Origin of the sequence: Acetobacter nitrogenifigens DSM 23921 = NBRC 105050 (assembly GCF_000429165.1) — a bacterium.
GTDB lineage: Bacteria > Pseudomonadota > Alphaproteobacteria > Acetobacterales > Acetobacteraceae > Acetobacter > Acetobacter nitrogenifigens.
Genome location: NZ_AUBI01000005.1, coordinates 1 through 18,480, shown reverse-complemented (window position 1 = coordinate 18,480; position 18,480 = coordinate 1). Strand labels below are relative to the sequence as shown.

Genomic DNA, 18,480 nt, shown 5'->3' with positions numbered 1-18,480 from the left:
GTCGTCGCCTTCTAGAAATCCACTTGCGGCAATCCTCGCAACCAAAAGGAGGATGCCTTATAAGGCCCGCATGCGCGCCGCTTTTCACAAGATGCATGGACTGGGGAACGATTTCGTCGTGGTTGACGAACGTGACCGATCGCTCGACCTGACGCCACGGCGCATCGCCGCGCTGATGGACCGCAAACGCGGCATAGGGGCCGATCAGTTCGTGACGCTCTCCCGCCCTGACATTCAGGCGGAAGGCGGGAACGCGGACGTGCATGTGCGTTTCTTCAACCCGGACGGCGGCGAGGCCGGTGCGTGCGGCAACGCCTCGCGCTGCGTCGCGGCGCTTCTGGCGCGCGAGAGCGACGCCCGGTCGTTTACGCTGCGTACGCAGGCGGGCCTCTTGGCCGCCCGCGTGCTCGATGCAGGAGAGCAGGGCGAGGCGCGGGTGACAGTCGATATGGGGCGTCCGCAACTGGACTGGCGCGACGTGCCGCTGGCCCGGGAGGCCGACACGCTCCGCCTGCCTCTGGCGGGAGAGCCCGCAGCGCTGTCGATGGGCAACCCGCACGTGACGTTCTTCGTCGATGACATAGCCGCTTCCTCCGCAGGGCCGGAGATCGAGGTCCATGAGTTGTTTCCGCAACGCGTCAATGCAGGTTTCGCTCGCATCGACGCGCCGGACCGCATGCGCCTGCGGGTGTGGGAACGTGGCGCGGGATTCACGCTCGCCTGCGGCTCCGGCGCGTGTGCGGCGGTGGTCAATGCGGCGCGACGCGGCCTTGGGGAACGTCGCATGACGGTCGAGGCCGATGGCGGCGAATTGCTTATCGAGTGGGCGGCGGACGACCATGTGCTGATGACCGGCCCGGCCGCCTTTGCCTTTGAAGGCGTTGTCGATCTCGAGGCTTTCCCCCGATGAGCGCGCCGGAGCATCTGGTGGAGTCCGCAGCGGCGCTCGCGCCGGAAGCCGTGTCACCCGCGCCTTCGCCGGAGCGCGGCGTCGATATCCTGACGTTCGGCTGTCGCCTCAACACGTATGAGAGCGAGGTCATGCGCGGCCATGCCACAGGGCTGGACGACCTGATCATCGTCAACACCTGCGCCGTGACGGGCGAGGCTGAGCGTCAGGCGCGACAGGCGATTCGTCGCGCCCACCGCGAGCGCCCCGGCGCGCGCATCGTCGTCACGGGCTGCGCCGCGCAGATCGATCCTGATCGCTGGTCAGCCCTGCCGGGCGTGACGCGTGTGCTGGGGAACGAGGACAAGCTGAAGGCCGAAAGCTGGACGCCGACGGCGCTGACGCAGGGGAACGCGGTCTCCGACATCATGGCCGCGCGGGAGACTGCGGGGCATCTGGTGACGGAGTTCGCCGGGCGTACCCGGGCCTTCGTCGAGGTGCAGCAGGGCTGCGACCATCGCTGCACCTTCTGCATCATCCCGTTCGGTCGCGGGCCGTCGCGCTCCGCCCCGGTCGGAGCGGTCGTCGAGCAGGTGAGGGCGCTGGTCGCGTCTGGTTATCGCGAGGTCGTGCTGACGGGCGTGGACATCACGTCTTGGGGTGGGGACCTGCCGGGAACGCCGCGCCTCGGGCAGCTGTGTCGTCGTCTGCTTGCGCTTGTGCCTGAACTGGAGCGGCTGCGGCTGTCTTCCGTCGATCCGGTGGAGATCGATGACGATATATGGCGTCTGCTGGAATCCGAGCCCCGCTTCATGCCATATCTGCACCTGTCGTTGCAGGCGGGATCCGACATGATCCTCAAGCGCATGAAGCGGCGTCATCTGGTGGAGGACGCCGCGCGGGTCATTGAGCGCGCCCGTGCGATCAGGCCACGCATCGGCATCGGAGCCGATTTGATCGCGGGTTTTCCGACTGAAGACGACGTGCTGTTCGAGGAAACTCTGGCGTTCGTCGAACAGGCGTCACTGCCGTTTCTGCATGTTTTTCCATACAGTGCGCGCCCCGGCACCCCCGCTGCGCGGATGCCCGCCGTGCAGGTTATCGAGCGAAAGGCGCGCGCCGCGCGTATCCGCGCCCTCGGCGAGGCGGCGGCGCAGGCGTATTACCGCAGCCTTATCGGGCAGGAACTGAGCGTGCTCATGGAGACAGCCGATTCCGGCCATAGCGAGGAGTTCGCGCCGGTAAGGCTGACGAAGCCTTCCGAAATCGGACGCATAGAGCGCGTGCGCGCCGTAGCGGTTGACGCGGGCGGCGTCGTGGCGGAAACGATCTGACATGGCGCTCGGTTTTTTCTCACGGCTCAAGCAGGGCCTGTCTCGTTCCACCCAGAAACTCGGAGCGGTCTTCACGAAGCGCAAGCTCGATGAAGCAGCGCTGGAGGATCTTGAAGAGCATCTGATCGCAGCCGACCTCGGCCCGGCGGTCGCTGGTCGCGTCATCGATTCGTTCCGCGCGACGCGGTTCGGGGCGGAGGTGACGGACGACGAAATTCGCGCCGCGTTGTCCGAGGAAATCGCCCGCGTGCTGCAGCCGGTCGCGATTCCCTTCGAGCCAGATCCGGCGCTCAAGCCGCATGTCGTGCTGATGGTGGGCGTCAACGGTACAGGCAAGACCACGACGATCGGCAAGATGGCTCGCTATTTCAGCGAGCAGGGCAAGAAGGTCCTGATGGTCGCGGGCGATACCTTTCGCGCCGCCGCCGTCGAGCAGCTACAGGTGTGGGGCGAGCGCACCGGAACGCCGGTAATCGCCGGAAAACCGGGCGCCGACGCTGCCGGTCTGGCGTTCGAGGCGCTGCGTCGCGGTCGTGCGGAAGGCGCCGATCTGCTGCTGATCGACACTGCCGGGCGTCTGCACAACAAGGGCGCTCTCATGGAAGAGCTCGCGAAGATCATCCGCGTGATGAAGAAATTCGACGAGACGGCGCCGCATTCGGTCATTCTGGTTCTGGACGCCACCACGGGGCAGAACGCGCTGGAGCAGGTTCGCGTGTTCCGCGAACTGGTGAACGTCACGGGCCTGATCGTCACGAAGCTGGACGGTTCGGCGCGCGGCGGCGTGGTCGTTGCTTTGGCCGATGCGTTCAAGCTGCCTGTGCACGCCGTGGGCGTGGGCGAGAAGGCGGAGGACCTGCGTCCGTTCTCGGCGGAGGATTTCGCGCGCGGACTGGTGGGCAAGGCGGAGGTGTCGACCGTCGCCGAGGTTTCCGAGGAAGCGCCGACCGAGGACTGACGGCGGAACACGGAAGCCTTTGACGACGCGGCCTGCGTCGCCGCTCTAACGCGAGCTTGCGCCGCGCGGGCGAGCCGTAGCGGCGTACCAGAGCGCGGCGACAAAGAAGCCGACATAGTAGCCGATATCCGCGCCGCCCAGCCATCGCGCTATAGGCCCGGTATAAAGGCTGCTTGTGGAGAACAGCAGAACCGTCAGCGCGGACGTTACGATGAAAATCGTCGCTCCATGCGTCCAGCCCGACGGCGCGTCTGGCTCATGCCCGTATGCGACGTTGGGATCGTTCTTTTTAACCAGATACCAGTCTGCAAGCACGATTCCCGCCCAAGGGGCTATCCAGTACATCGTCACCAACAGGTAGTCTGTGTAGAGCGACGCGTAACGTCCGGCGCCCGCCACAGCCAGCACGTAGCCGAGTGAGGCTGTGATGATCGCCGCCGCCACGCGCGGGACATGAATGCCAGCCGAAATCAGGCTGTAGCTGGCAGTGTTGTCGTTGAAAGAATTTCCAGTGATCGACGACAAAGCGATGGCGGCGAGCGCAAGCGGGCCAAGCGGACCCATGGCGTGCTGAAGACTGGCGATCACGGCGGTCGGCGAGGGTTCCGCGATGCTCGCTGCAGTCAGCAACCCGAGAATCTGGAACGGTACGGCGGAGGTCAGCAACCCGGCGAGAGCAAGGGTCACTACACGTTTCGGGTCGGCGTCCACCGGCAAATATCGTGTGTAGTCGGACGAGTAGGTCGCCCATGACAGGTTGAAGCTGACGAGAATCCCGACGGCGAGCAGAAATGTGGCGAAGCCGACAGAATGTTCCGCATGGATTACCGATCCGCCGTTGGCCGCGAAAGTCAGGCCGATCAGGGCGAATACCGCCAGCAGCAGCGCCCCCAGATATTTCTGAAGCGCCTGAACCACGTGATGTCCGTAAATCGAGGCGATCATCTGCACGCCAGCCAGCACGCCGAGCGCGAGCCAGAACGGCGCGGAGAGGCCGAACACCGCCAGCAGCGCGATCAGCGCGGCGGCGGCGGGCACGTTGTTCACCGCATCCCAGCCGACGCAATAGAGCCAGTTGAGAAATGAGGGCGGCCTTACGCCCAGCGTTCCGAGCGCTCGGCGCGAAGCCTCCATCTGGGTGAGGCCCGTGGGCGGTCCGATCGCCGCGGCCAGCGCGACCGGCAAGGCGCCGATCGCGTTGCCGAGCAGGATCGCAAGAACGCCGGTTCGAAAGTCCAGCCCAAGGCTGACCAGCAGGGCGCCGGTGACCCAGCCTCCCGGCCCCAGATTGGGGGAGAAATGGCTCCAGAACACGCGGTCCATCGGCATCGTCTTGCGCGACAGCGGGGCGGGTTCGCGCACGGAAGCCGCCGACAGATCTTCCATCAGGGCGTGAGCGTTACGCTGCGGGGGCGATGTCAATGGCGAGGTTCCGTTGATGGGGATGCGACGTCCGGCGAATCGCCTTCGTAACGTTAATACGGAGTGCGGGCGGCGTATATGCGCCCAGCCCGCCTCAGGAAGGGTCGCCTGCCCGGCACAATGTCCCGGCGGCGCCGACAGGCTGATTGAGGTAATATTTTTCAGCGAGACTGATCGGCAGCATGTCCATCAGACGCGAGCCAACGACGAGCCAGCGTGGAAAGACGATTCTCCGCTTGTTGCGGTTCAGTCCGTTCATGATACGGTCGGCGGCGTGTTGAACCTGCGTTAGTCCGGGCATGTGAAATTCGTTCACGTTCGCCATGGGCGTTGAGATGAAGCCGCACACAACGGACGACAGCAGCACGCCCTCGCGACGCAGATTGCCGCCTGTCGCCACCATGAAGCGGTCCACGGCGGCCTTGGTCGCGCAGTAGGACGGCGTGCCGGGAAACGACACGACGCCCGCGACGGAGGAGATGGCGCAGATGCGGCCGCGAAGGCCGTCGTCCGCACGCGGTTGGAAGCGGATAACGTCGATCGCGGGCATCACCGTGTTGATCACGCCCAGGAGATTGGTCTCGATCATCGCCCGGACCTGCCGTTCGGATTCCAGCGAAGCAGCGCCGCCAGTGGTTGGGCAGCCCGCTGGGCGTGTTACCCCGCCCGTCACGCCTGCGCAGGCGATCACCAGATCCAGATGCCTGCACCCCGACACCAGCGCCTGCATCTCCGTCGCGTCGCGGACATCGATGCGGCGCCCCTCGCACCGGGCGCCGAGCGCTTCAGCGCGCGCGACGGTATCTTGCAGACGGAGAGCGTCGTGGTCGACGAGGTGAAGCGTCGCGCCGGGCTTCGCCTGTTTCAACGCGAGCGCGCGGCCAAGTCCCGACGCTGCGCCGGTGATCAGAAGCGTGGTCCGTTTCATAGTCGCGCTATTAACCCGACGCTGATAGAAGGGCGCAAGTGACTGGCGCAGCGTGTTGGGATCATTAGACCATGACGAGCAACCACCCCGGCGAACATCCGATGCGAAGGAGTGCGCCGCCAGTCCGCGCAGCTGGTCCGGCAGTGGCGCGGCGGGGCGTCTGTTTCGTCATTTCTGCGCCGTCCGGTGCGGGCAAGTCGACCATCGCGAACGCTCTCCGCGCTGCGGAGCCTCGCCTCAGCGATTCTGTCTCCGTCACCACGAGGGCGCCTCGCCCCGGAGAGGTCGATGGGGTGCATTACCATTTTCGCAGTATGGAAGAGTTCCGGCGAATGGCCGACGCCGGGGAACTGCTGGAATGGGCGACGGTGTTCGGTCGTGGTTACGGAACGCCGCGCGAGCCGGTGGAACGTGCGCTGGCTGAGGGGCGCGACATGGTGTTCGACATCGACTGGCAGGGGCATCGCCAGATTCGTGCGGCGCTGCCTGGCGATGTCATCAGCCTGTTCGTGTTGCCGCCGTCCTTGCCGGAACTGGAGCGTCGACTGCATTCGCGCGGGTCTGACGCGGAGGACGAGATCGGTCGCCGCATGGCTGCGGCCCGCGACGAGATTTCCCACTGGCGCGAATTCGACCACGTTATCGTCAATACGGATCTTGATCGTGCGCTCCTTGAAGCCCGCTCGGTGTTGATATCCGCGCGGTTAAAGACTCTTCGGCAGACAGGGCTTGAAAGCTTCGTCGACGGGTTCTTTGTGTAACGTGCGGCACGCGATTCAGGTTGCGTCATAGTTTATTCAGCTATCGGAGACCATGATTGCAGGAACGGCTGGTCGCATTCTTGCATCAACCTTATTGGTTATGCAGATTTCGGCGGACGTCTGGTGTGGATGAGCGCTGTTTCGCTTACGGATATCATCTGCGAAAATCTTGAAGATTGAAGAACGCGCCGCGATAAAAGCGTCATCAGTATCAGCGTTTGGCGACAAGGGCCGTCACATGCAAACGGTCGTCTGAACGGGCGACGCTTGAAACAACGGGTTTGCTGAAGTCATGGATTTTTCCGCGATCACTGTCCTCTGCATTGGCGACGTGATGCTCGATCGCTTCCTTTATGGCGAAATGGAGCGAATTTCGCCTGAGGCGCCGGTGCCCGTACTGTTGCTGAAAGAGCGTCGGGAGATGCCGGGGGGCGCGGGCAATGTCGTCAGCAACGTGATCTCGCTGGGCGGCAAGGCGGTTCTCGTCGGGTTGGTTGGAAACGACGATGCCGCCGCCACCCTGCGCGACCGACTGCGTCATGGCGAGCAGATCACTGACGCGCTGGTGACTACTGCGCATCGGCCGACCATTTGCAAGACCCGGTATATTGCGACCCACCAGCAAGTCGTGCGCGCTGATGAAGAGAGCAGGCTACCGTTGCAGTCTGATGAGGCCGAAGCATTGCAGCGGGCGATCGATGCGCGTTTGACCGAAGCGGACGTTGTCATTCTTTCGGACTACGGAAAGGGTGTGTGCGATCCGCTTGTCGTGCGTCACCTGATGGAGGGGGCGAGAAACAGGGGCGTGCCTGTATTCGTCGATCCGAAATCTTCTGATTTTAGCCGTTACCATGGAGCGACCTGCATCACTCCCAACGCTCGGGAACTTGCGGCGGCGGCTGGAGCGGACGCCGGAGATGACGCCGAGGTGGAGGCGGCCGCGCGACTTGTCATGGCGCAGGCCGGAGCGAAAGCGATTCTCGCGACGCGTTCAGAGAAAGGCATGATGCTGGTGCCGTGCGACGGTCAGGCCGTAGGCGCGCCGGCCCGGGCGCGTGAAGTCTTCGACGTTTCGGGCGCTGGCGATACGGTCATCGCGACTATGGCTCTTGCCGTGGCGTCCGGTATGCCGTGGGAACAGGCGATGCGGGTGGCCAACGCCGCCGCCGGGGTTGTCGTCGGCAAGTTGGGGACGGCCACCGCGGATATCGCCGAGGTGCTCGGCGAATTGCGAGCCCAGGATATGTCGTCGCCTGCTGGTCATCTGCTGTCGCAGGAGCAGGCGGCGCGTCAGGTCGTCCGATGGAAGGAGCAGGGGCTGACCGTTGGTTTCACTAACGGATGCTTCGATATCCTCCATCCAGGGCATGTCAGTTTGCTGGCTGCGGCGCGCGCCGAATGCGACCGGCTGATCGTGGCGTTGAATGACGACGCCAGCGTGCGGCGGCTCAAGGGGGAGACGCGTCCCATAAACGCCTTGACGGACCGCGCCATCGTCATCGCCGCGCTGCGTTCGGTCGATGCAGTGGTCTCTTTTTCCGAGGACACGCCTCTGGAGATAATTCGTACGCTCATGCCGGACGTGTTGGTCAAGGGTGCGGACTACACGCCTGAGCAGGTGGTCGGCGCCGGTGACGTGATTGCAGCGGGAGGCCGGTTGGTTCTGGCGAATCTGCGGGCCGGTCACTCCACAACTGCGACCGTGCGGCGTATCGCGGGGAATGATTTTCGAAGGGGAAAGGTGAAGTAATCCTCCAAATGATCTTGGATTTTACAAGTAATATTTGAAAGATAGGATGATTTCAGAGAGATCTGATTTCGCCCGACGCAGCCTGATCCGTTTCGTGCAGCGTTTTATGACGTCGTTAAGACATCGACGCCTAAGTTCAGTAAGGCGCAGATGGCTGGCGCTTCGTAAAGATCTCGAGAAGCGGACTCATGGAGCGACTCTTTACATTCCTGCTTAATGAGCAGCATGTGCGATCGCATCTGACGGTGCTTGCGCTCGCCATCCTTGGCGGTTCTCTTTCGGTCCGTTGTCTTTTGGTTTCGCGTTGGCCAACGCTGATTCGCATATTCGCGTTCGGCGCTGTTGTTTCGGCATCGGAATTGGCGACTTTCTTCGATACCTTATGGTCGACCTACCCAAGTCTGTGGGGGCGTTTACCGGAACCTGTCACGTTGCTCGCAGGTGCGATCACGTTCCTGTCGGCGGCAGTTTCCGGGTATCTTTATCTTTGCCAGCGTCGAAGCATCAGAAACGTCATTTTGGCCGGATGTTTGCTTGCCTTTGGAATGTCCTGCTCGACCTTCGCTGTTCTCGTTTCTATAGCGCAACCATTCACGCTTGCGTACGATCTTTCAGCCGTGATGGCGGTGATGATCGTCGGGTCGACTCTGTGCGGATTCGCATTCTGGGAACTGGGCAGCAGCATAGCCGCCCGGCCCGTGCTGGTGTCGAGTCTGTTGCTCGCGGTCACGTTGACAGAGCTTCCGCTGGGATCGATGGGATCGGTCCTGCCTTTCGGAGACTGGATGTCGGCCAGCCAGACGCCGGATAGTGCGGCGTTCTCGCCAATCGCGGTCATCGGCCTGTCGGAGTTTCTGGCGGTCATGTTTCTCGTTTTCCTCGCCTCGCTTCTTGATATCCGTGTTGCTGGCGCCCAGCAGCGTGAAAGCGACCGAATGCGACATCTGGCTGACGGAACATTCGAAGGCATTCTCATTCATCGGGGGTCGAACATCATCGACGCCAACGAACGAATACTCGAAATGACCGGACTCGATATCGAAACGGCCAAGAAGCGGACGATCGAAGAACTGTTCGTGGAGCCTCCGTCCGTCGAAATACTGAACAATGAAAAAGCCGAAACCGGGATCGTGTCGGCTCCGCAGCAACTCGAACTTGTGAGTGCAACAGGACGGTGTATCGCCGTTGAAATTCTCTCCAGATCCGTTCCGTATGTCGACGGACAGGCGTCTGTTCTCGCCGTGCGTGACATTACGGAACGAAAAGCTGCAGAGGAGCATATTCGATTTCTGGCGTTGCATGATTCCTTGACGTCCCTGCCGAATAGACGAGGCCTTGAACTCGTCTTGACGCAAGTTTTGAACCAGACCCGCCTTGCAGGAGGACAATCAGCAGTTCTGTGCCTTGATTTGGATGGTTTTAAGGCTGTCAACGATACGCTTGGTCATCACGCGGGCGACATGCTTTTGAAACAGGTTGCGCATCGGTTTCAGGCTGAGTTGAGGGACGGCGATTACATCGCTCGGTTGGGTGGAGACGAATTCGTCATCGTTCTGCGAGCGGTCGACGAAATTTCGGATGCTGTCGCACTCGCGCGCAGGATCATCGCGTGCTTGTGGCGACCTTTTGAACTGAGTGGGCACGACGCCTACGTGGGGGTCAGTATCGGCGTTGCCGTGAGTCCGCGTGACGGCGATAATGCTGTGTCAATACTGAAATCAGCAGATATAGCTATGTATCAGGCGAAACAGGGGGGGAAGGGGCAGGCTTGCGAGTTCGCTTCGGGTATGGACGCCGCCCTGCGTGAGCGCCACGATATCGAACTGGACCTGCGAGCGGCCTTAAGTCGAGAAGAACTGGCCATTCATTATCAACCCTTATTCGATATTGCCGGTTCTATCACCGGATTTGAAGCGCTGGCGCGTTGGCCACACCCCACCCGAGGAATGATACCTCCTGATCGTTTCATCCCTCTGGCGGAGGAAACAGGGTTGATTGTCCCGCTAGGCGAGTGGGTGCTTAGAACGGCATGCAGCACGGCTGCGAAGTGGCGTTCCGACATCAGTATTGCGGTCAACCTCTCGCCGATTCAATTTCAGCGGGTCGATCTGGTGGAAATGGTTACCCGAATCCTCTCGGAAACGGGGCTCGACCCCGTGCGACTGGAGCTGGAGATTACAGAAAGCCTGTTAATGGAAGATACGGCTAAAGCACTTGAGCTGGTTAGGGACTTGCGGAATCACGGCGTTCGGGTGGCGTTGGACGATTTTGGCACCGGCTATTCAAGTTTGGCTTATTTACATAATTTTCCGTTCGACAAGGTCAAGGTGGATAGAAGTTTTATCGGAAAAATCAGCAACGATCCGAACGCCTGGACTATTGTAGAGGCAATCATTCTTATGAGCCATAAGCTCAACTTGCGCGTGACGGCGGAAGGGATCGAAACAGGAGCGCAGCTCTCTCTCCTTACGGAGCGTGGCTGCGACGAAATGCAGGGCTTTCTGCTCGGGCGGCCGATGCCGGAGGAAGAAGCTTCAGCTATAGCGAGAGATCATCGTATCGTGGCGCCTGCTTAACCGGCCGACTGGATACGGGTGCCCATGCGAGGCATGTGTCGCTATTCAAGAGACGATGTTCATTGAGTCGTCAGTGATGAGTATCAGTTGGCGGTTGGCTCAATGGTGGCTGAATAAATTTTGAATTTCCGGAGGCTGAAAAAGAGTTCCGTCGTTGTGAGAGATTTCTTGGCTGCATGGGAACTCCGCTAGAAGACGATGCGCTTTCGCCGTAGCCTGCAGTGTTGGGCATGATGATGACCTGTGTGGGGGGCGGCGGAGCGCCTTCGTATGAAGGTGGAGAGACCCGACGGCTACCTGCTGTATAATCCCACTGAGATTTGTTTAATGCGGGATCGGTCGAGTAATCCTGGGCCAACGCGTGACCCAGTGAATACACCGTTAAAAATGCGCCAAAAATAAATTTTCGCATGCTCTGCATCTCATTCATGTGGTTCGATGCAAAGTGCCCCGTATTCGTTAAGAAATGACGTTTCTTGCGTAGATCATGAATCGTAAGGAATCGCACTGGGCCTACGCGTGAAGTTGGCGGTGCATGTGTTTAGATCATCCTGATTTTTACGCGACGTCTGTGACCATCCACGCACGTGAGTAGTAAACGAATGATGCTAATCAAATGCTGATGCAGGTGGCGCAGTCCCCGAGAGACTGCGCCACTCTATCTTGTTTACTCGGCAGGCACGTAGACCGTATTGCCCGCCTCACGAAACTCGCGGCTCTTCTGCTCCATACCGGCCAGACGCTGCGCGTCGTCACGAATGTCCTGGCTGATACGCATGGAACAGAATTTTGGCCCGCACATGGAGCAGAAATGGGCCGTCTTGTGCGCCTCTTTCGGCAACGTCTCGTCATGATACGCACGCGCCGTATCGGGATCGAGCGATAGCTTGAACTGGTCTTCCCATCGGAAAGAGAAACGTGCGCGGCTCAGAGCGTCGTCGCGCAGCTTCGCCGCCGGGTGGCCTTTTGCGAGGTCGGCGGCGTGTGCGGCGATGCGATAGGTGATGACGCCGACTTTGACGTCGTCGCGGTTCGGCAAACCAAGGTGCTCTTTTGGGGTGACGTAGCAGAGCATCGACGTGCCGAACCAGCCGATCATCGCGGCGCCGATGGCGGAGGTGATGTGGTCATAGCCCGGCGCGATGTCCGTCGTTAGCGGGCCAAGCGTGTAGAACGGCGCTTCTTCACACTCGCGTAGCTGCTTGTCCATGTTCTCCTTAATCTTGTGCATCGGCACATGGCCAGGGCCTTCGATCATTACCTGACAGCCCTTCGCCCAGGCGATCTTCGTCAGTTCGCCCAACGTCTCCAGTTCGGCGAACTGGGCTGCGTCATTGGCGTCGGCGATGGAGCCCGGACGCAAGCCATCCCCAAGGGAGAACGAGACATCATACTTACGCATAATGTCGCAAATTTCCTCGAAATGCTCGTAAAGGAAGCTCTCACGGTGCTCCATCAGGCACCAACTGGCCATGATCGATCCGCCGCGCGACACGATGCCCGTCACGCGCTCGGCGGTCAGCGGGACATGGGCGAGTCTGACGCCCGCATGGATGGTGAAGTAATCGACGCCTTGCTCGGCCTGCTCGATCAGCGTGTCGCGGAAAACCTCCCAGTTGAGAGCGGACACGTCGCCGCCGACCTTTTCCAGAGCCTGATACAGCGGAACTGTGCCGATCGGGGTCGGGGAGTTGCGCAGAATCCAGTCGCGGATGTTGTGGATATTACGGCCGGTCGACAGGTCCATGACGGTGTCGGCGCCCCAGCGGATCGACCAGACAAGTTTTTCGACTTCTTCCGCTGCCGATGAAGTGACGGCTGAATTGCCGATATTCGCGTTCACTTTCACCAGGAAGTTGCGGCCAATGATGACTGGCTCCAGCTCCGGGTGATTGATGTTCGCCGGGATGATGGCGCGGCCACGTGCGATCTCGTCACGGACGAATTCGGGCGTTACGAATTCGGGAATGACTGCGCCGAAATCTTCGCCGTCGCGACGGCGGGCCGTGGCGCCTTCAGCTGCTTTGGAGCGTCCGAGATTCTCGCGGTGCGCCACGTAGATCATCTCTTCCGTAACGACGCCTGCGCGCGCAAACTCGTACTGCGTCACCAGCTTCGCGTGACCGGCCTCGAGCACGGTGTGTGGGGCCGGGCAAGGGGCGACAAGGCGATCGCCTGTGGCGCCGCCATTATCTTCGGGTTTGACCGCGCGAGGCACGGAGGCGGCAAATCCACGCCTGGTCAGCCACTCCGACCGAACCTTTGGCAGCCCCTGACGCACGTCGATCGCCACGTCCAGATCGGTGTAAGGCCCAGACGTATCGTAGATGCGTAGTGGAGCCTCGTTAGCGGACGGGTCAAGCGCGATCTCGCGAAACGGAACGCGGATGCCCGGGTGACCTTCAGGGCTGGAGTAGACCTTGCGTGAACCCCAGATGGGGCCTGTGGTGACTTCACCGGGGGCAGGCGCGTTCGAATGTGGGGCAGGGGGGGCGATATGGTTCATGAGAAACGTCCTCGATTCTAACGAGGAACGGGCGCCGGTCGTAGTTTTCGTGAGTTCGAACGTGTCGAAGCCACGCGACCAGACCAGTCCCTCCGCCGGTATTAACCGGATCAGGTTCCCCGGGCGGCCTCCTTATTGGCGCGTCCGGCAGGGTCGTCACGCGGCAACGTGTCAGACACGCGCCCAATGACCTCTCAGTTCCTTGCCGGAACCCCCCTTGGTGCGCGCGATCACACTCTCTAAGACCGGTGCTTGTCAACATCAGCTTATATTGGGTCGCGATATGCGGCGTGTTGTCACGCGAAATTGCACTCAATCGGGAAGTGACTTTCGGGGCGGCCTGGTGAGGCGTTGTCGGGCTGCGCGATGGAGAGGGCGGAGACGGAGCGGCCTTAATATGTCCAGATCAAAAATCTTCCCTCTACCCCTACAGTTGCATTTTGTGTTGTGAGTGAACGCTGATAGCACTGGCTTGATGTGTTCGTCGAAAGACAGACCATCTGAGGATGTGGGCGACGGGCAGCCTGCGTTGTGCGAGTTTTACGACGAGACGCCTGATTTCCGGTATGGACCAGCGGACAAGGAATATCGTGTCCGGTGCAGTTTTTTTTCGGTTTCAGTGAGTTTGCCTGGTAACGGACACTTGCCATGACGGCATAGGCAAGCATGACCAGAGAGACATGCCGATGCCAACCATGCCAGGAGCGGGTCTCGTTATGATCGAGACCGAATTCGTTTTGGCCGTCTCGAAACACTCTTCGATTCTTCAACGCGTCCCTTCGACGTTCACGAGTTCCTGCATGGTTGTTCCTTTTGGACACCATGTCGTAAAACAGGCAAGGTCGCCGTTAGCGATGTTTCGGCGGATCGGTAGCCCTGCACAATGCCGGTAACAAGCAGTCGCATTCAGCCGGAGACAGCGCGGATTGAACACTGCGAATGGCTACTTCCGACTATCTCTTCCCAATACCCGACATTCCGCTCCCCCCCTTGCGCCGGTAGGTGGCCATATACCGTGCTCAAAAAACGGCCACTTAGCGTGAATATCTACAGGTTTCCGTCATTTTCGGACGGATCGAATATACGTAGTTGAAATTCTTACTGAGCAGATAGGTGAACCTCGTTACCGACCACTTCAACGATGGGACGCGGAACGCATAACTGAACTCGAAGATTTTCAGATTGACACTGCTTGATCGATATCAGGAATGAATCGGATTAATATTTTTATATTGATTGATATGTATTCTGGAATAAAAATATTATATTTCCTTTATTAATTTTAAAATTTTCAAATATTTATATTTTGCAAGATAAAATTTATTAGTCATGAGATCGTAGATGATCAATAAGCGCGCGCAACGCTTTAGGTACATGACGTCGGCTGGGATAGTAGATGTGGAATGCTGGTCCGAATGATGACCTCTCTGGCAGAACTTCACACAACTCGCCCGCTTCAATCTGATGGGCGACACGATGTTCCTGGCAATACGTAATGCCTGCGCCTCGTTCAGCTAACTCAATCGCGAGTGCGGTTTCGTTAACGATGACTGCCCAATCGACATGAACAGCCCTCATCTCTTCACCATGCTCTAGCTCCCAACGTTCAAGAGCACCGGTACCCGTACGTAGACCGATACAACGATGAAACGCGAGATCAGTTGGATGCGTCAGGGGAGGAGATGCCGCAAGATAGGCCGGGGACGCGATCATGATCCACCGCAGATCCTGACCAATCGCTTGTGCGACCATCTCCTCTGGCACTCGACCACCAAAACGAATGCCTGCGTCATAACCTGCGCTGACAATGTCAATAAATTCGTCCTGTACGGTAATATCGAGCTTAACATCAGGATATCGAACAATGAAACTCGCGAGCGCCGGCGCCAAGAGTAGCCGTGCTGCATCAGTCAGCACATTCAGGCGCAGGCGTCCGGTAGGACGGTCCCGATACCGGTTAATTCCCTCCAGTCCCTCTTCGATGACGCTGAACCCGGAGACGAGAGAGGCGATGAGCTCATGTCCAGCATCAGTCGGCGTTACGCTCCGGTTTGTACGATTGAAAAGCCTTACACCAAGTCGTGCTTCCAGATTTCGCACGGCATGACTCAAAGCAGAGGGGGAGATATCCAACTCGAGCGCTGCACGCCGGAAGCCACCAGCGCGCGCGATCACCCGGACCAAATTGAGGTCACCGAGATCCGTACGGGTAAGATGAGTCATGCCTTCCTCTAAAACTGACGCTGGTGTTGAGCTCAGATGAACACGTCATTGACGGTAGAGGATAGAGCCTCAATCGAAGAAACCCCTTAGATTGGCTCAATTCTGACAACGCGCCCATCATAAGAACGGGATTTTTTATGGCTGAAAAAGGCGGCAACGTGGTGTAAGCGCCCCGCGGGTTGGCGTTCGCGCAATTCGTGCTCGGCCTCGGCGGCCTGTTCATCGGCACGGGTGAATTTGCGTCAATGGGGTTGCTGCCCGATATGGCTGCCTCGACACATGTCTCTGTGCCGCAAGCCGGAAATCTCATCAGCGCTTATGCACTCGGGGTTGTGTTGGGCTCTCCACTCCTTGCTGCTCTGCTCCCTTCCCATGATTGAAGCGGAAGCCAATGCATCCCCAATGAAAGAATTGTCGGCTTTCCGTCGTCCGCAAATCTGGCTGACCCTCGCTGCGGCAACAGTTGGCTTCGGGGGCATGTTTGCGGTCTACAGTTATATCACGCCAACACTCACCCAAGCTGCGCACATTTCGGTCCATCACGTTCCGCTTTATCTTGCTTTGTGGGGCCTCGGAATGATCGTTGGGAATATCGTCGGTGGCTGGGCTGCCGACCGCGCACTGATCCCCGCAATTTTTGGTATTCTTGTTTGGAATGTCGTGTTTCTCAGTGTTTTCTATTTCGCGGCAACAGGTCCTTTATCAGCTGCTGTAACGCTATTTTTGATCGGTATAGGGTTTGCACTCGTACCCGCCTTACAGGCTCGTCTTATGGACGTAGCTCAGGACGCACAGGCTCTCGCAGCTGCAATGAACCACTCGGCTTTTAATCTGTCGAATGCGATTGGTGCATGGACCGGTGGTATGGCCATCAATGCTGGCCTGGGCTGGCCCTCGACAGGTCTGGTGGCCGGTGGGCTCGCGATTGGCGGTCTTGCGATGATGGGCCTGTCGTGCGCCGTTGCCCGCGTGGGCAATACTTTCAGCAATAAAACAGTGGGCTTTCCAAAATGACGGACCTCTCCTCTCTTCTGGCTCCCGGCCGCGTGGCGGTGATCACCGGAGCCGCTGTCGGAATTGGCGCTGCTGCGGCACGTCATTTCTCAGCGTGCGGAATGCGATTGTGTCTCTTCGATCGCGATCAGAAGGCGCTGAATACCTTGTCGGCCGAACTGAGCATGGTAGGCCCAGTGGAAGTGGTTGTTGGCGATGTCACATCGTATGAAGATCTTTGTCGGCTCAGGGACACGGTGTATGGTGCCTTTGGGGACGTCGCCATACTGATGGATAACGCAGGCATCTCGGCGGGCGCCGGTCCCTGGAGCGATATACCGGCATGGCGACATCAGCTCGAGGTTAATTTCTTCTCGGTTCTGATGGCTCAAACAATTTTCGTGCCCCGTATGATCGCACAAGACAGTCACGCGGCGATTATCAATCTCGGCTCGAAGGAAGGCATTACGACCCCGCCAGGTAATGCAGCATATTCTGTTGCCAAGGCCGGCGTTAAAGTTCTGACCGAGAAACTTGCTCATGAATTACGCCAAATTCCACAGAACAAGGTTACAGCGCACCTCTTGGTCCCGGGCTATACGTGGACACCAATGAATGAGGCTTTCAAACCCGCGGGAACCCCAAAACCCGATGGGGCATGGACAGCCGATGAATTGATCAAGTACTTCGTCGATCGCCTAAAACGGGATGATTTTTATATTCTGTGCCCCGATAATGAAGTTGCGCTTAAAATAGATGCAAAGAAAATTCTCTGGGCTGCAAATGACATGGTCCTGAACCGGCCAGCCCTGTCGCGCTGGCACCCAGAGTGGAAAGAAAAGTTCCTTGCTTTTATGGATGCGTGAATATGCATATTGTTTCCGGTTGAGTTTATCGCTCTATGATCAGGAAAGAATAGTTTGAAGGCTGTGCGGGCACGATGAACGACTATTTTTCTGCTTTTCTATCCAAAAGTAGACCGACCGCTTACCTCTCCCAAAACATCCGGTGAGTTCAATGGATACAGAGAAGACAGCCGACAGTGCCGTTCTCCTGCCAGTCATTTTCGTTGTCCAATAAGCGTCTACAAAGCGAACATGACGCTTGACCGCCGCTTCCGCTGCTAGCAAGGTCGTTTTTGCCTAAAAAGACAGCGATGCAGGTATGGTGACAACCTGCGGTCTCTCTGGAGACAGTCACGCTTGAGCGAATAAGCCCGCTCTTGGCCATGGCCGGACACAACGAGGATTGGCCTCGTCGGTGGCCGGTCGTCGTTGTCCATGTTGCGACCGGTTCGTGTCCGTCTCACCAACGGAAAGGCACAGCCATGAAGCTCAACCATATCAACCTTTACAGTCACGACACGGACGCCGATCGCGCAATGTTCGAGCAGTATTTCGGCCTGCGTACTCTTGTGGTGCGTGGAACGAAGATGGTCATCATGCAGGACGACGACGGGCTGGTGCTGATCGTCAACCACTTCGAAAACAAACTCGAAGGCTTCGGTTATCCCCAGCAGCTCGACATCCTGCATATTGGTTTCATCCAGAAGTCTCGCGATGCCGTTGATGCTTTGTATAAGCGCCTGAGCGGAGATGGCTGGGAGGCTCAGGCGCCGCGCAACGCACATGGTGCATGGTCTTTCTATTTTCGAGCGAAGGGCGGCTACTTCATCGAAGTGACGACTTTAACGCCGGTTCGCTCCGAAGAAGCGTATCAGAAAAACCAAAGATAATGCCCGACATGAGCGGCTGAGTGGTCGGCCGAGCTTCGTTACCCATGGGACCACGCGCGCCGCTAGGGGGCCAATGTCAGTGAGCTAGGGCCTGTTAGGTCTTGAAAGACGGAGCGCACTGCATAGCTCTTTGTCATGAGCATGATACAGTCTGTATTTTCCGATGATGCATGGTCGATCTGGGAACCTCTGATCGAGACGGTTCGTCCGAAAGGCAAAACCCCGCCTCGCGATCTGCGACGGACCATGTCAGCGATTTTCTGGCGCCATCAGAACGGCGCGAAATGGCGCTCCATTCCTGCTGAACTCGGCCCCTGGTGGACGGCAGCCCAACTCTTCATCCGCTGGGCAAAGCTCGGCGTCTGGCAGGCTCTGTTTGAACAGGCGAAGGGTCAGGATTCGGCT

General features: G+C 59.0%; 17 protein-coding genes and 1 pseudogene. 11 read left to right on the top strand and 7 right to left on the bottom strand.

Annotated elements, in window-relative coordinates; translation table 11 throughout:
- The first annotated feature begins 70 nt into the window (after positions 1-70).
- From dapF to ftsY, 3 genes are read left to right on the top strand one after another with little or no spacing between them, the layout of a single operon-like run.
- Positions 71-910 (top strand): diaminopimelate epimerase, encoded by an 840-nt coding sequence (gene dapF, locus G442_RS0108645; RefSeq protein ID WP_026397683.1) that lies wholly within the window; start codon positions 71-73, stop codon positions 908-910.
- Positions 907-2,223, top strand: coding sequence for a tRNA (N(6)-L-threonylcarbamoyladenosine(37)-C(2))-methylthiotransferase MtaB (gene mtaB / locus G442_RS0108640; RefSeq protein WP_084440456.1), 1,317 nt, complete (start codon positions 907-909; stop codon positions 2,221-2,223). The genes dapF and mtaB overlap by 4 nt, the downstream gene beginning before the upstream one ends.
- A gap of 1 nt (position 2,224) precedes the next feature.
- Positions 2,225-3,181, top strand: a complete 957-nt coding sequence (ftsY, locus tag G442_RS0108635; protein WP_026397681.1) for a signal recognition particle-docking protein FtsY — start codon at positions 2,225-2,227, stop codon at positions 3,179-3,181.
- A 45-nt stretch (positions 3,182-3,226) separates the two neighbouring features.
- On the opposite strand, the gene G442_RS0108630 is transcribed toward ftsY, so the two are convergent.
- Together G442_RS0108630 and G442_RS0108625 are read right to left on the bottom strand one after the other, a co-directional pair.
- Positions 3,227-4,567 carry a purine-cytosine permease family protein gene (locus G442_RS0108630; RefSeq protein ID WP_051292157.1) on the bottom strand — a complete coding sequence of 447 codons (1,341 nt, stop codon included), beginning with the start codon at positions 4,565-4,567 and terminating at the stop codon, positions 3,227-3,229.
- A 130-nt stretch (positions 4,568-4,697) separates the two neighbouring features.
- Positions 4,698-5,531: an SDR family NAD(P)-dependent oxidoreductase gene (locus G442_RS0108625; RefSeq protein WP_026397679.1), complete on the bottom strand. Its 834-nt coding sequence runs from the start codon at positions 5,529-5,531 to the stop codon at positions 4,698-4,700.
- Positions 5,532-5,632: 101 nt separating this feature from the next.
- On the opposite strand from G442_RS0108625, the gene gmk reads away from it, so the two are divergent.
- Entirely contained in the window at positions 5,633-6,292 is a 660-nt protein-coding gene (gene gmk / locus G442_RS0108620) for a guanylate kinase (protein WP_026397678.1), read from the top strand.
- Positions 6,293-6,584: 292 nt separating this feature from the next.
- Positions 6,585-8,042, top strand: coding sequence for a bifunctional D-glycero-beta-D-manno-heptose-7-phosphate kinase/D-glycero-beta-D-manno-heptose 1-phosphate adenylyltransferase HldE (gene hldE / locus G442_RS0108615; RefSeq protein ID WP_026397677.1), 1,458 nt, complete (start codon positions 6,585-6,587; stop codon positions 8,040-8,042).
- Between the two features lie 481 nt (positions 8,043-8,523).
- On the opposite strand, the gene G442_RS26145 is transcribed toward hldE, so the two are convergent.
- Entirely contained in the window at positions 8,524-8,907 is a 384-nt protein-coding gene (locus G442_RS26145; protein ID WP_246789378.1) for a hypothetical protein, read from the bottom strand.
- Between G442_RS26145 and G442_RS21480 the strand changes: the two genes are divergently transcribed.
- Positions 8,798-10,618: a putative bifunctional diguanylate cyclase/phosphodiesterase gene (locus G442_RS21480; RefSeq protein WP_307188547.1), complete on the top strand. Its 1,821-nt coding sequence runs from the start codon at positions 8,798-8,800 to the stop codon at positions 10,616-10,618. The two genes, G442_RS26145 and G442_RS21480, sit on opposite strands and share 110 nt — an antisense overlap.
- Positions 10,619-10,688: 70 nt before the next feature.
- Here G442_RS21480 and G442_RS26660 read toward each other — a convergent pair whose 3' ends face one another.
- From G442_RS26660 to G442_RS0108600, 4 genes and pseudogenes are all read right to left on the bottom strand, one after another.
- Positions 10,689-11,048, bottom strand: a complete 360-nt coding sequence (locus tag G442_RS26660; protein WP_154660360.1) for a hypothetical protein — start codon at positions 11,046-11,048, stop codon at positions 10,689-10,691.
- A 237-nt stretch (positions 11,049-11,285) separates the two neighbouring features.
- Positions 11,286-13,124, bottom strand: coding sequence for a phosphomethylpyrimidine synthase ThiC (thiC, locus tag G442_RS0108605; RefSeq protein ID WP_026397676.1), 1,839 nt, complete (start codon positions 13,122-13,124; stop codon positions 11,286-11,288).
- Between the two features lie 540 nt (positions 13,125-13,664).
- A pseudogene (locus G442_RS24340) lies at positions 13,665-14,001 on the bottom strand (IS701 family transposase); the annotation flags it as partial.
- A 446-nt stretch (positions 14,002-14,447) separates the two neighbouring features.
- Entirely contained in the window at positions 14,448-15,347 is a 900-nt protein-coding gene (locus G442_RS0108600; RefSeq protein ID WP_026397675.1) for a LysR family transcriptional regulator, read from the bottom strand.
- 179 nt (positions 15,348-15,526) lie between these two features.
- Here G442_RS0108600 and G442_RS25885 point away from each other — a divergent pair, with 179 nt between their 5' ends.
- The 5 genes from G442_RS25885 to G442_RS0108580 form a co-directional block, all read left to right on the top strand.
- Entirely contained in the window at positions 15,527-15,727 is a 201-nt protein-coding gene (locus G442_RS25885) for a hypothetical protein (RefSeq protein ID WP_051292118.1), read from the top strand.
- The gene (locus G442_RS21475) at positions 15,720-16,361 is read left to right on the top strand and encodes an MFS transporter (RefSeq protein WP_211229131.1); all 642 of its coding nucleotides are present in this window, start codon (positions 15,720-15,722) and stop codon (positions 16,359-16,361) included. The genes G442_RS25885 and G442_RS21475 overlap by 8 nt, the downstream gene beginning before the upstream one ends.
- Positions 16,358-17,206 (top strand): SDR family NAD(P)-dependent oxidoreductase, encoded by an 849-nt coding sequence (locus G442_RS0108590; protein WP_026397674.1) that lies wholly within the window; start codon positions 16,358-16,360, stop codon positions 17,204-17,206. Before G442_RS21475 ends, G442_RS0108590 begins: the two co-directional genes overlap by 4 nt.
- A gap of 461 nt (positions 17,207-17,667) precedes the next feature.
- The gene (locus G442_RS0108585) at positions 17,668-18,075 is read left to right on the top strand and encodes a VOC family protein (RefSeq protein ID WP_026397673.1); all 408 of its coding nucleotides are present in this window, start codon (positions 17,668-17,670) and stop codon (positions 18,073-18,075) included.
- A 141-nt stretch (positions 18,076-18,216) separates the two neighbouring features.
- The coding region (locus G442_RS0108580) for a transposase (RefSeq protein WP_154660363.1) at positions 18,217-18,480 on the top strand (264 nt) is incomplete at its 3' end.